We start from the raw sequence: 13,599 nt of genomic DNA on the forward strand, positions 1-13,599 counted from the left end.
GTAAGTAAGGGAGTTAAAACCCAAAACATATACTTAAGGAGCAATAACATGAAAAACCAACAAACAAAAACACATTCACAACACCAAAACGTTAATAAAATTTCACAGTTGCAGTCACTCAATTTGGAACAACTTACTCAAGTCAATGGTGGCGCGTTGTTCAAACCCACCTTAGTTTTTACGACACCGCGTGTTTAACCTGCAAGAAGAGATAAAAGACGTGAAAAACAACAAACAAAAACAAAACTTCAAGACACTCTCACAACTTCAATCACTCCCATTAGAACAGCTTGATAGGGTTTATGGTGGTAGTGATCCTGAGTGGAGATATGTCTCTGTCAGAAGGTAAAGCTAAAGTCTATGCCAGTCCAGAATCCTAGCCCAAAGCAAAAGCCAAAAAACTGCAATCTCACTCTCCCTAAGCTTGATCAGGAACAACTTGCCGAAGTTGCAGGGGGCCTGTCGAAATACGGGAATTGCTTGTAAAAGTTAATGTGTCTCAAAACCCCTAGTAATTTCTATTTTGCTAAAGGTTAACAACATGAAAAACGAACTCACAAAAACATATCCACAACGGCTAAACTCCAAAAAAATACCACAAATTCAGTTACTCGATTTGGAACAGCTCGATAGTGTAACTGGTGCTGCTGCCTATATAAAATTTGAAGGTGTTAATGGGGAATCTCGATACAAAGATTAACAACATGAAAAACAAAAAACAAAAATCAATTCGCCGATTTATTACTGTGGGTATTACTTCTAGCATTTTGCTAACCCCTGTAATACCTTTATTAACTAACTTGACATCAACTGCATTGGCAAACACTACTTATTTATTCCCTGGTCGTGCAGAAGATTTAGAATCAGGTGAATACTGGTACAGACGCAAAGAAATTCATGGTTCTGGAAGTCAAAAACTCGGTTATGATTTGACAGCGATTCGCTTTGATAATCGTAGTAAAAATTGGACTACTGACAAACCTGGAACTGACGGGAGCAAAAACGAACATAAGTTGATTTACGGTCAGCCAGTGTATGCAGTTACTGGTGGTAAGGTAATTAAATGTTGGCGTAATGCACCAGATAATCCCGCACCAGGACAAAGTCATCCAGGTCGTACATCGAATCCAAAGACAATCTACGGTGGTGGGAATCATTTAACGGTTGATGTTGGTAATGGAGAATTGATTCTCTACGCACATCTAGAACCAGGTTCAATTCCTAAATCTTTATGTCCGATTTCCAAGGAGTTCACAACAGATGCAAGCAATGATTCAGAAAGAACTTTAACTCCTGCTCAACAAGTGACGTTAAAAGCAGGTCAGTTTATTGGAAATGTTGGAAATGGTGGTTCATCGAGCGGCCCACACTTACATCTTCATCGAAGCAAAGGTAATACTCCTTTACCTCTAACTTTTGCGGGCGTATGGACAAAAAGCACCGAGACAAATCAAGACTCAGACCAAGATTGGAAACGTCTGAACAATCAAGCTTTACCACCTGGTAAAATCGCCATTTTGCCTGATTTTTCTCAAGGTAATAAAGAAATTGCTCGACATGGTATTCCTGATAGTCAATATCAGTTCGTTTTTGACCAAATTACCAAATCAGGTTATCGCCTAGAGTGGATTGATGGTTTTAGCGTCAACGGTAAGATTTACTTCAATGCTCTATTTCGTCCTAATAATGGAGTTGCATGGGCATCTTTTCATAATCTCACCTCATCTCAGTACCAAGCTAAATTCAATCAATATACCAAAGCTGGTTATAGACCAACTCAGGTTGAGAGTTATCTGAATGGTAATACAGTCCTGTATGCGGCGATTTTTGCCAAGGACAACGGGCCGTCATTTACTGCTTATCATGGTCTATCTACCAATGAACATCAAAAACGAATTGATGATTTGACTAAAAATGGCTGGCGACCAAAAAATATTTCTGTTGTTTCTATAAATGGGAATCGTAGCTACGCTGCACTTTATGAAAAAACAAATGTTGGTAGCTTTGTAGCTAAGTCTTTTTTGACTTCTGCACAGTATCAACAATTGTTTAATGAAAACCAACAACAAGGTCGTCAAGTTGCTTACCTTAACGCTTACCAACATAATGGTCAAACTCGTTTTACCGCCATTTGGAACTCGGTAAGTCAAGGAACTTTCAAGGCACGTCATAATTTGAGTAGCCAGCAGTATCAGAATGAGTGGGAATCTGCACAAAATAGCGGTCTTCTCACACGGAATGTAACTGGTTATGTGGATGGTAATTCTCCTAGATATGCAGGTGTTTGGAGAAAGTAAATTTAGTAATGACAAATGTCATTGTTAAGTTATTACATTGAGCCGATGTGCGCTTCTATAATCTTAATTTAGATTAATATTATCAGATCAAGCAAAGCCAAAATGAAATTCGATAATACAATTAAGCCCATTGTTAAATATTCTTAGAAATGAGCTTAATTGTATTTGAATCTGGATGGAATTTGAAGTCTCCCGTTAGTAAAGTATCCTCAGAGGAATTAAAAAATGAACAATAAAAAACTCCAAAAATTCAACCAAGAAATACAACCTGCTCAAAAATCTGTAGAATTGCAGACTCTTACTCTAGAACAACTCAATGATATTTCAGGGGGAGAGACAAGTCCTTCCAGACAAAGCTGTATTAATAACCTTAAACAGATTGGACTTGCATTACACTAATTGGGTGATATCACCCCACAATAGATTGAGGTCAAGGGAATGAGAAATAAACAACAAGAAAAAACTGTGAATATTAGCCTTCCTAAACTTAATGAAGAACAACTCACTCAAGTTACTGGTGCTGGTAATGATAATGAATGGAAATATGTCGATGTACGAAGGTAATAGAATCGTGTAAATGCCCTTTTCTTTACGCATAAGTTTCACATCGCGCATCTCGGCTCAATGAGTGCATAAAATATCAACGATATTCAGAGTCTAATTTCAATTCTATCTGCTGATATTTTTCTTCTTCGAGCTATCCAGATAATTTCAGTAGATCACACAAAAATCATCTCAAACATGGAGTACACATATGTCAACTAAATTTTCAATTATTACAGCGTCCATCGCCGCAATACTCGTGCTAACTCATAGTGCGATCGCTACTGCCGCCGAAGCTTACAAAACTAGTAAAGGTGAAGTTGTGGTAACAGGATTAACTCCTAGTAAACGATACCAAATCAGATATATTAATGCTCAAGGCAAAATAGGATCACGCCAAGATAAATCAGTCAATAGATGTGGCGAAATCGTGGTTGATAAAGCTGCTAATTATACAAAACTGATTGTTGGATCAGAAAATATCGAACCATCTAGCTTAGAAACCAAAACACACGTTAAATGTCAGAGGAGACAAACAACCCTGAAAAAAACGCAGCCTTCTGGTGTCGAAAGAGCGAATATCCCAGGGTCTAATTAACTTGCTATCGCTCAATTATGTAGTCTGCTTGAGACTACATTTATTAGCCTCAAGCACTAATTGAACCTTACAGCAAATGTACCATTAATGCACTTCAGCTTATTGTTAAATCTTAACAGTAGGCTGAAGTGCAGTAATAATTGAGCAGTGATAGGCTAACTTTATTCTGAACGAATCAACCTCTCATACACTGTTCTGTTTGGACATCCAAAGCAAGGGAATTTTATTATGTCCTGAATTTTACCAGATTAAGTAAATTTAGTAATGACAAATGTCATTGTTAAGTCATGACATTGATCCGATGTGCGTTTCTATAACCTCAGACTAAATTAATAATATCATCTCAAGCAATGCAGATATGAAACTCAATAATACAATTTAGCCCGTTGTTAAATATTCTTAGGAATGTCCTTCTAATGTATTTCGATCTGAATGAAATTTGACGTATCTCACTAGTAAATTATTCTCCGATAAATTAAAACAATGAACAACAAAAAAATCCAAAAACTTAACCAAGAAACACAACACACCAATAAAAAACAACTTGAACTATTGACTGATCAACAACTTCAAGATGTAGCTGGTGGTCTATTTAAAGTTAATGATTTGACTCTCAAACGAGGTGTTATTGGTTAATTCCCGCTCTTAGTTCACTTCTTTTTTTCTGACATAACTTATTATTAATGCATTATTCGCGCGATGGCGTTCTGCCCAGTGTAGCTGACGATGTGCCTCCCCACCGTAGGCGATGACCGACCGTCGCTCGGATACCATCGCAGATTTTCTACAATAATTTGCTCTGTTTCTTTTTCTGGAACTCTTAGTAAATGCAAGAGAAAATAATCGAGGACAAAAAAATGGATTTTCCTTTAACGATTAAGCAACAAAAACTGATTGAACTGGTGCGCGAGTTGGGACAAGAAAAATTTGCGCCTCGTGCATTTTGGTACGATCAAACTGCCTCTTTTCCTTTTGAGAATTATCAAGATTTACGGGAACATGGATTATTAGCACTCACAATTCCTGAACAATACGGTGGATTAGGTGCAGATTTTCCTACTTATTGCTTAGTTGCGGCTGAAATCGGACGCTACTGTGGAGCAACTGCCCTTACCTATAATATGCACACTTGTTCGCTACTCTGGATGGGGATTTTAAGTAATGATTTGCCTATGCAAGAGTATCAATGGGTACAGCATCAATACTATCGTCAAGAACATTTCCGACGGGTGGTGGAAGAAGGAGCTATTTATGCTCAACCTATTTCTGAAGAAGGTGCTGGTGTATCATTAGGAAAAACATATCAAACCAAGGCTCGTAAGGTTGACGGGGGATGGATTATCAATGGCAAAAAGGTCTTTGCTTCCCTATCAGGAGCAGCAAATTATTATGGTGTAATTTGCACAAAAGTTAAGGAAAATGCAACTTTAAATGATTCACTCTATCTGGCTATTCCTGCAAATGCAGAAGGTGTAAAAGTTGTGGGAGATTGGAATCCAGTCGGTATGAGAGCAACGGTTTCCCGCACCCTAATTTTTGATAATGTATTTGTTCCAGATAATGCACAATTGTTACCTGAAAATTTGTATTTTCAGATGACCAAGATTTGGCCTCATATGTTTTTAACACTTACCCCAACATATGTAGGAATAGCCCAAGCAGCTTATGATTTTACAGTTAAATACCTCCGAGGTGAAATTGAAGGAATAGCTCCTATTAAACGGCGACAAGATACAACTAAACAATATGCTGTTGCCGAAATGTTTATTAAATTAGAACAAATGAAATCTTTATTCTATCGAGCTATTCATGATGCGAAAGCTAATCCCAGTAAGGCTGAAATGCTGCGTGCTTATGCAACTAACTATACTGTAATGGAATATGCTAATGAATTATGTAGTTTAGCTCTGCGGGTTTGTGGAGGACAAGCTCTGCTCAAATCTTTACCTTTAGAGCGACTTTATAGAGATAGTATTTGTGGTTCAGTGATGAGACCTTGGTCTATTGATCGCTGTCTTGAAAAATTAGGTAGAGAAACCTTATACGAAATCGGTGAAACAGATGAAAATACTACATTTATACCAGATGTATTAGTTACCTCTAACCACTTTCCTGCAAGGGCTATTAACTGAATCAAAATGTCTATCTATAGTTTTATAGATCATGTCGAAATTATTAGTAATTAAAATGTATGCGCCCTGTTCAAATGGCTAGATTAGCCTCAACGTACTAGCACAACTTTCAACATCGCATATCTCGGCTCAATGAGTGCATAAAACATTTTGACTGACGTATCTAGTGAGTGAGCGAATTAAAACCCAGAACATATACTCAATACCATCCAAGAAAAAAATGAAAAAAAACAACAATCATAAAGAGCCAATACTCTCTCAATTGAGTCCAGAGTCCAAGCTTCTCCCAGCAGAATTAACAGTAGTAGTAGGAGGAGTGAGAAGAGGAGATGGTGGAGGTGATGTAGCAATGGAAGAACTAAGTTTGATCTGTGAAGAACTACATTAAGGGAGAAGAACGGTGATGTATTTCCTTAGTGAATTATCCTCATAAGATTAACAAAATGAAAAACAACAAACAAAAACTAACACATTCACAACAGCTAAACTTCAATCAAATGCCACAGATTCAGTCACTCAATTTGGAACAGTTAGATAGCGTATCTGGTGGTGAGGGGATTAGAAACAATAATTGGAGGGATTATAGAGTTAGTGTAGATTCGATAGAGTGAGTTTACTTTCTTTCCCTGACATAGCTTATCATCAAGATAATTAAGCCCATTGTTCAATCTTCTTATCAGTGGGCTTTTAACGTATTTATGAGATTTTTGGGATTTTGTTAACAGTAATTATAAGCAGTGATAGGCTAACTTTCTTCTGAACTAATCAACCTCTCATACACTCCCCCTTCCTGCCATAATTCTTTGTGATTACCGCGCTGTACCACCTTACCCGCTTCCAAAACAATAATTTCATCGCAATCCCGAATGGTACTCAAGCGGTGCGCTACCAGAATACAACTACAGTTGCGCTGATGCAGATTTTCTACAATAATTTGCTCTGTCTGGGTATCTAAAGCAGAAGTTGCTTCATCCATCACTAAAATTGCCGGATTCTTCACTAAAGCACGGGCAATTTCTAAGCGTTGTCGCTGTCCTCCACTGAAGTTTACACCACCTTCTAGCAGTTGACCATCATACCCTCCCGGAATTTGTGCGATCGCTTCGTGAATTACTGCATCTTGACAAGCTTTGACAAGTTGCTCATCTGACACAGTGTCATCCCATAAAGTTAGATTATCCCTGACTGTACCTCCAAACAGAAAAATATCTTGTTCCACCAGTGATAAGGAACTCGCCAACCTTTCTCGTGGAATCTCGCTTCTGGGAGTCCCATCGAAGAGAATCTCCCCTTCCCAAGGTTGATAAAGTCCACAGATCAATTTAGCTAGGGTAGATTTGCCCGAACCACTTGCACCTACTAAAGCTACTCTTTGTCCTGGTTGCAAAGATAAACTGAAGTTTTCAATCAACGGTGGATCAATATGAGAATAACCAAAGGTGACATTCCGTAATTCCACATAGCCTTGCAATTTTGAATGTAAGATTTTAGATGAGTGATTTCCGATAACTTCCGACTTTTCCACCTCTGGATCAAGCGAATTGCCTAAGACATCATCTAAACGATTCAAATCCCCTTCTAATTCCTGGAGGGTACTACCGAAATCTACTAAGGTATTCACCGGCTGCTGAAAACTCAGCATCAAACTTTGAAATGCTACTAACATCCCGATGCTGAGGTTGCCATCCATGACTCTCCAACCCCCAACTACTAAGATAAAGATAGAGGTTAAAGAGTTGAGTAATATTGGCAAAACCCCTAATATTTGGTTGGTAACTGCCAACTCTTGCTGGGCGTTGATGGCTTTTGCATAATAACCAGACCATCGAGAAAAGAAATCCGACTCTAATGCCGATGCTTTCAATGTTTCTATACTCTGAAGTGCGGCAATACTCACTCCATCGGCTTTCCCCCAATCTTGCACCAAGCGCATATTAGCATCTACCCGTTGTCGTGCTACCCACTGCAACATTAACCCATTGATAGCAGCAAAACAGATGCCAATTAACGTCAGCAACCAGTCATAAGCGAACATCACTAAGGCATAAAATAACACCATCACAACATCAATGACAGTAGTTGCCAATTGACCAGAAAGCACCTGAGCTACTTTATTATTTAAACTGGCGCGATTGCTGATTTCTCCTGCATATCTTTGGGCATAAAATCTGACAGGCAATCTGAGAATATGCCATAGGAAGCGAGTAGACGTTGCTGTAGCCAGCTTAATCCTCAGCTTTCGCAAATAACGCAGTCGCAACAGTGTGAGTAACCCTTGAAATACTGTAGTGAGAATCATCCCTAAAATGAGAGGACGCAACCATTCGGTACGATTTTCCACCAAAACCTGATCTACAAACACCTGACTGAAGACCGGAATCGCTAAACCAGGCAGTACCAGCAGAAATCCAGCTAAAACACAGTAGAGAATTGCAGCAAATGAACCCTGTAATCGGTCGATTAATCCTGAGATAACATTGGGTTTGCGACCCCCTGCGGAAAAATCCTCTCCTGGTTCTATTACCAGCACAACCCCGGTAAACCCTTCGTCAAATTCCTCCCAAGAAATTTTGCGGGGGCCAGTAGCCGGATCATTGAGGAATACCCAATGTTTACTCCATCCTTCCACCACCAGAAAGTGATTGAAATTCCAAAAGACAATGTAGGGAGGAAATAATTTTTGGAGTTGTTCTAATTGTTCGGCCTTAAAGCCATCGGCTTCCATTCCGTAACGTCTAGCAGCAAGGATCAGATTGGAGGCTTTGCTACCGTCACGAGAAACGCCACACTCAATGCGGAGTTCGGCTAAGGGGACAATACGATCATAATAAGCCAGAATAATAGCTAGGGAAGCCGCACCACATTCGACAGCTTCCATTTGAATTACAGTAGGGGTTCTAACACGCACTTTTAGGCGGTATCATAATTAAGTTCAACCTATCGTATCAGAAAACTTCTTGTCTCTGGCAAAGAAATAAATTGCCCAAATAGCCATTGCTCGTAAATATGTACTAGCGCGAAAAGTCCCGGCGGGTGTAATAGCTTCCGGTGTACGGAATTGTAACCCATTGCTATAAATTTGCCGCACTACGGCTTGGGTTAATCTTAATGCTTCATCTTTCATCCCCATCTGTAAGAGAAAGGCTGCTAACCCAAAGTTAATTCCTGTCCAGACTTCTAGGGGATGGGTAGCTTTGGGGTTTTCTGGTGAACCATCGGGACGGACACCATTGGCAGCACCGAATTGACCATTGTAGAATTTGAGGAAGCAGGCATCATACACAGTTCTTAAGGCAGAAATGGCGCGATCGCTTGGTACAATATTCGGTAACTTGAGTAAACCAGCGTAGAATTGTCCACACAATTGATCTGCCATCACTACATCTGAACCGCTTTCACTGTCTAGTCGGTAATATTGACCGTTCCAGAGTTTTTCTTGATAGATAGGTAAGGATTTTGCTAACCAAGTCTCATAGGTAGATTTTTGGTTGAGTAATTCTGGCTGATTTTTGATTAAAATATCGCTAATGGCGATCGCAGCTTCTAAGGCTGCCATCCATAAACCACCACAATACGCGCTTACCCCTTGCAGTCGCCAATCATCAAAAGTTTGATCAGGTGCGCCGGAGTTTTCAGGAATGCCATCTCCATCTAAATCAAAGGTTTTGACATAATCTAAAGTCTGGACAATTGCATCCCAACAATCTCTCAAGAAATCAATATCATTTGCACCAGTCAACAGATAATCTCGGTAAACCAGCAAGACAAAATCACAGCCTAAATCTTTCCACAAATTACAGTCTTGATAACTGGTGTAGTTGGTTTTCTCCCAAACGTGTTCATTGGGTGCGCCTAAATCATGGGGTGTTGCACCTATAGATTTACGCACAGCTAGGGGACTTTCTGCGCCGATGGTATAGTAATAACCAATCACGCGGGGGGTATCATCACCTTGGGGAATTGCCCGTGCAAAGGCACGCATCACCGATTTTTCCAGTTCGGGGAACAGTAACAACAGCCCGAAAGAACCGTATAATCTGACATCTAAACTTTCATACCAACGGTAATCTAAACACTCTAGTACAGCAAACTGACCAATAGGATCGTTTTTGGTGGCTGCACTCCAGAGTGTACCCCCACTGGTAAGGTCGTAAAGCTCATTAAATAGAGCCATTTTAAACCAATTGGGCAAGTCTTCCCGGTCGAGAATAGGTTGTTGCCAAGCTTGTATTTTTTCCTGCCAAGTTGGATACTGTTCTAAAGCAGTAGTGGCGATCGCCCAAGCATTGTTACCATTAGTACCAAAAAAATCTGTATATCTGCGGTTATAATTCACCCCGGCAGCAAATTCTGTAACTGGGAAATCCCACGCTAGAACAAAGGGAATTTCTAGACTTTCCCCTGGTTGGAGAGTGAAACGGACTGCGATCGCTGCCCCGATTTGTTCATTTTCTCCGGCTGGGGTAGTATCTATATAATCAGGTAATGAACCATCCAAACCAAAGCTTTGCCATATTTCATCCCCCTTACTATCGGGATGCCAACGGGTATGATGAAAAACTTCTACTTGGGGATGTTTTTTCGTCGCAATACACCAACTCCCCTCACCTTCCTGTAGAGGTTCTGTAATACCCTCCCGTCCTAAAAAGCAACCCAACGCTTGGGGACTTTCCACTAAATAATTGTAATTACCCTGACTCTCACCCAAACGCGGCTGATACTCATAAACTGGACTACCATCATCCCGCATCTTCACCTCTGGAGATTTAAGAGCATTAGTAAACCAGCCCGTCATATTCTGCCAAGTGAGCATAATACTGAGAGTGATAGGTGCATTGGTGGGATTATGAGCCTGCCAAACAAACACCGCCACAGGGTAACTAGTTTCTTGGTAATTATCAGCCCAGATAGGGGAAAACTGCTCACAGGTTAGCTGTGTTTGCCAGACATTTTCATACACAAACCAGCTACGCGGATATAGAGCGTGATATGTACCAGTCTCCTGTGTAGCGGTAGAGGCTGGATACCATTGCACAGATTGCAGACTACCATCTTCAGGTGCTGTTGTCGCCAAAGCATAAGCTTGGGAGGATGTGCCATGAGATTCAAACACACTAAATTGACAAGCGGGGAAGTTTTGAAAAACGTGTTCACCGCCGTCAATATGCCAGAGGTTAAAATCTCCCCGAGAAGAACGCCCGATGCAGCCAGCACCAAAGCCACCCAAGGGCATCCCATGCCAAGCTCCATCATCAATATTACTAGCGTAGCGAACGGTATAAGGCTTATCCCAACCTAAACCGATAGGACGATTCCAAGTACAAGCAGGAATTTGCGGGGAGAATTGAGTGGTCATTACCTAGTGTCACAGTGCAGTTATGCTAAGGAAGCTTAACGCGATGTGTCAATTTTCTCAAGTACATGATTCAAGTTTGTAGTGAGGACTAAAGTCCTTACTACAAACAAAAGCAAATCTACTGCTTTTAATCTTCGTCGATTGCGTTACGTTCTGCTCTAAGATGATCAGCAATTTCAGCAAAATCTGCGTCATCTTTAAAGACACCCGCAAATTTTAGCCAAGGATTTTCTGCTTCACTGTGAGACAATCCCCACTGCTTCCGATGTATTATTAAACTCATTTCCATGTAAATCTTGATTTCGTTGTTTAAACTCATCCAATAAGCTAAAGAACTTTTCAAAACCAGCCTTTTCATCGTGGCAGTAAAGCATAATCATTTTTGACCAAGAACTTACCGTTTTTATTCCTAGGTTTTTCTGTAACCAAGGTTGAAACTCTCCATAAAAATCTTCTTCCTCTTGAGTATTTTCAATTCCCAGTTCACTGCGAGAACATTCATAACCAACCAAAAACATAAATAAGTCGCTCACAGAAGGACGACCAATATACATACCTGGTTTAGCTTTTATTTTTGCTAGAATTTCGTATACTCCGCTCATAATATTCTCTCCTTTAGAAGTTATCTAACTCTTCTAAATAAAATTCACCACTGCGGCAGGAAAAATCATTTATCCACTCATCAAGGGGTAATCCTTGAGGTGAAAGGTTATCAAAAACTAGCCCTAAAACTTCTACTCCATAATGAATGCCATTATCAGTAATTGACTCACTATCACCATAACGATCGCTAATTATAAAGAAATCATTTCGCTTTTTAGTTCTGAGCTTGAGAATTTTTGCCTCAATGCCATTACCATCACTCCATGCCTTTAATGCTATGGCACATTTGTCACATTCAAGGTTGCCAAATTGGGAGGAAATATTACCAAGTGCCTGATAAATTTCTTCAGTCGATAAACTGCTCAATCATACATCCTAAAAATTTGCTAAATTTCATAAGATAAATATATCTTCCTCCCTGATTTATGCGACAACACTAAGAACTGACATCAGATAATTAGTCAACGTCAACGCATCTACCCCCAATTCTGTGCGTTCTTGCGCTGCTAAAATCCCAGCTTGGGCGTGCCACCATGCCGCCGTTGCTACAATATCTTCTATTGGCAATTCTTTAGTAGCAGCTTGTGCTAATAATCCCCCAATTAAGCCTGTTAACACATCCCCACTCCCACCACGGGCTAAAGCTGGGGTACTTTCGGGGTTAATCCATACTATACCGTGGGGATTGGATATCGCAGTTCTCGCACCTTTCAACAATACTACTGACTCACTCTGGATTGCTGCTTCTCTCACAGCTGCTATCCTGTCTCGTTTCGCATCAGGTAAATGAGGAAACAAGCGTTGAAATTCACCTGTATGGGGTGTTAGTACAGTTATAGCTTGACGCTGTTGTAATGTAGGGATGGTGTCTAGCCCTGCCAGAATATTTAAACCATCAGCATCGAGAATTAAAGGGCGATCGCTGTTTATAACTTCCTCGACAATAGGAGTAGCATCTGTAGTTAACCCAGGGCCACAGGCGATCGCACTATAGGCATTTAAATCTTTCTTCTCTGGTAATTGTAAATGAGCAATCGCCCCTGTTTCCGTCTCAGGGCAACCAATAATCAACGCTTCTGGTAAATGTGACACCAAAAGCGGCTTGAGAGAATCAGGTACAGCCACAGAAAGCATCCCCACACCACTCGCCCTAGCACCCAAAGCCGTTAAAATTGCCCCACCTGCATAACGCCGCGAACCACAAATTAGCAGTAAGTGTCCTTCCTTATATTTGTGCGTTACTGGGGGACGGGGTAAGGGTAGGGTAGAAAGTGCCGTTGCTGTTGTGATGCGTTTAATTTTGTGGGTGTCTCCTAGTACCGCTTGCACATCCGCTAGAGGAATATCAAAATCAATTAACTCAGCTTTACCCACATACTCCAAAGCCTGATCTTGCAATAAACCCAGTTTCCATAAACCCAAACACAGGGTATAAGTTGCACGGATAGCCGTCCCTAATACCTCGCCTGTATCAGTATGCAAACCCGAAGGCACATCAATACTAATAATTGGTTTATCCCAGTCATTAAAATGATTAATAGCCGAAGCAATGGGATCAGCGATCGCTCTTTCTAAGCCAAATCCAAACAATCCATCAACTAAAAAATCACAATCAGGTAACTGTTCAATATCTTGATAACAGGGGATACCCAAACTTTGAGCATACTGCAAATGCTGCGAAGTTAATTCTTTGAACTTAGAAAAAGGTGCATACATCCAAACCTTGTAATCTTGAAAGTGTAACTCACGGGCTACAACCAACGCATCACCACCATTATGTCCGGGGCCAACCAGAATACCGACACAGGAACTGGGGTAAACATCCTCAATACGCTTGGCAATAAGTCCTGCCACCTTTTCCATCAAAGCGGCGACAGGCATTCCTGCTACAAACATCCGCCCTTCAATGTCTCGCATTTGGGCAGCAGTGACGACAACTTGGGAAATTTGTTCGTTTCTAGTCAGCACCTGATCTTACCATTACTAGTTTTAGCTGGCACATATCAATATCTATAGCGCAAGCCAGAATTAAAAGGTGATGGTGTTACGTCTGCTGTAGGCGATGAGCTA

General features: G+C 40.6%; 14 protein-coding genes. 8 read left to right on the forward strand and 6 right to left on the reverse strand.

All coding sequences use genetic code 11. The features are described from left to right. Positions 1 to 48 precede the first annotated feature (48 nt). From VB693_RS18075 to VB693_RS18110, 8 genes are all read left to right on the forward strand, one after another. Complete coding sequence (locus VB693_RS18075) at positions 49 to 198, forward strand: hypothetical protein (protein ID WP_323267462.1); 150 nt, start codon at positions 49 to 51, stop codon at positions 196 to 198. 343 nt (positions 199 to 541) lie between these two features. Further along, positions 542 to 700 carry a hypothetical protein gene (locus tag VB693_RS18080; protein WP_323267463.1) on the forward strand — a complete coding sequence of 53 codons (159 nt, stop codon included), beginning with the start codon at positions 542 to 544 and terminating at the stop codon, positions 698 to 700. A 4-nt stretch (positions 701 to 704) separates the two neighbouring features. Continuing rightward, complete coding sequence (locus tag VB693_RS18085) at positions 705 to 2,297, forward strand: hypothetical protein (protein ID WP_323267464.1); 1,593 nt, start codon at positions 705 to 707, stop codon at positions 2,295 to 2,297. A gap of 225 nt (positions 2,298 to 2,522) precedes the next feature. Then, positions 2,523 to 2,696 carry a hypothetical protein gene (locus tag VB693_RS18090; RefSeq protein ID WP_323267465.1) on the forward strand — a complete coding sequence of 58 codons (174 nt, stop codon included), beginning with the start codon at positions 2,523 to 2,525 and terminating at the stop codon, positions 2,694 to 2,696. A 355-nt stretch (positions 2,697 to 3,051) separates the two neighbouring features. Beyond that, entirely contained in the window at positions 3,052 to 3,438 is a 387-nt protein-coding gene (locus tag VB693_RS18095) for a hypothetical protein (RefSeq protein WP_323267466.1), read from the forward strand. Between the two features lie 483 nt (positions 3,439 to 3,921). Beyond that, positions 3,922 to 4,074 (forward strand): hypothetical protein, encoded by a 153-nt coding sequence (locus tag VB693_RS18100; RefSeq protein ID WP_323267467.1) that lies wholly within the window; start codon positions 3,922 to 3,924, stop codon positions 4,072 to 4,074. Positions 4,075 to 4,295: 221 nt separating this feature from the next. Then, a complete protein-coding gene (locus VB693_RS18105; RefSeq protein WP_323267468.1) occupies positions 4,296 to 5,570 on the forward strand; it encodes an acyl-CoA dehydrogenase family protein in 1,275 nt (424 codons plus the stop codon). A gap of 220 nt (positions 5,571 to 5,790) precedes the next feature. Beyond that, on the forward strand, positions 5,791 to 5,958 hold the full coding sequence (locus tag VB693_RS18110) for a hypothetical protein (RefSeq protein WP_323267469.1): 168 nt from the start codon (positions 5,791 to 5,793) through the stop codon (positions 5,956 to 5,958). A 357-nt stretch (positions 5,959 to 6,315) separates the two neighbouring features. On the opposite strand, the gene VB693_RS18115 is transcribed toward VB693_RS18110, so the two are convergent. The 6 genes from VB693_RS18115 to VB693_RS18140 form a co-directional block, all read right to left on the reverse strand. After that, positions 6,316 to 8,448 (reverse strand): NHLP family bacteriocin export ABC transporter peptidase/permease/ATPase subunit, encoded by a 2,133-nt coding sequence (locus VB693_RS18115; protein WP_416233399.1) that lies wholly within the window; start codon positions 8,446 to 8,448, stop codon positions 6,316 to 6,318. Positions 8,449 to 8,502: 54 nt separating this feature from the next. After that, complete coding sequence (locus VB693_RS18120) at positions 8,503 to 10,926, reverse strand: GH116 family glycosyl hydrolase (protein WP_323267471.1); 2,424 nt, start codon at positions 10,924 to 10,926, stop codon at positions 8,503 to 8,505. Positions 10,927 to 11,053: 127 nt separating this feature from the next. After that, positions 11,054 to 11,176: a hypothetical protein gene (locus tag VB693_RS18125; protein WP_323267472.1), complete on the reverse strand. Its 123-nt coding sequence runs from the start codon at positions 11,174 to 11,176 to the stop codon at positions 11,054 to 11,056. Further along, positions 11,163 to 11,528, reverse strand: a complete 366-nt coding sequence (locus tag VB693_RS18130; RefSeq protein WP_323267473.1) for a hypothetical protein — start codon at positions 11,526 to 11,528, stop codon at positions 11,163 to 11,165. The genes VB693_RS18125 and VB693_RS18130 overlap by 14 nt, the downstream gene beginning before the upstream one ends. A gap of 13 nt (positions 11,529 to 11,541) precedes the next feature. Beyond that, positions 11,542 to 11,895, reverse strand: a complete 354-nt coding sequence (locus VB693_RS18135; RefSeq protein WP_323267474.1) for a papain fold toxin domain-containing protein — start codon at positions 11,893 to 11,895, stop codon at positions 11,542 to 11,544. A gap of 57 nt (positions 11,896 to 11,952) precedes the next feature. After that, positions 11,953 to 13,497: an NAD(P)H-hydrate dehydratase gene (locus VB693_RS18140; protein ID WP_323267475.1), complete on the reverse strand. Its 1,545-nt coding sequence runs from the start codon at positions 13,495 to 13,497 to the stop codon at positions 11,953 to 11,955. Between the last annotated feature and the right edge of the window lie 102 nt (positions 13,498 to 13,599).

The organism is Anabaena sp. UHCC 0399, assembly GCF_034931465.1.
Taxonomy (GTDB): Bacteria; Cyanobacteriota; Cyanobacteriia; order Cyanobacteriales; family Nostocaceae; genus Trichormus; species Trichormus minutissimus.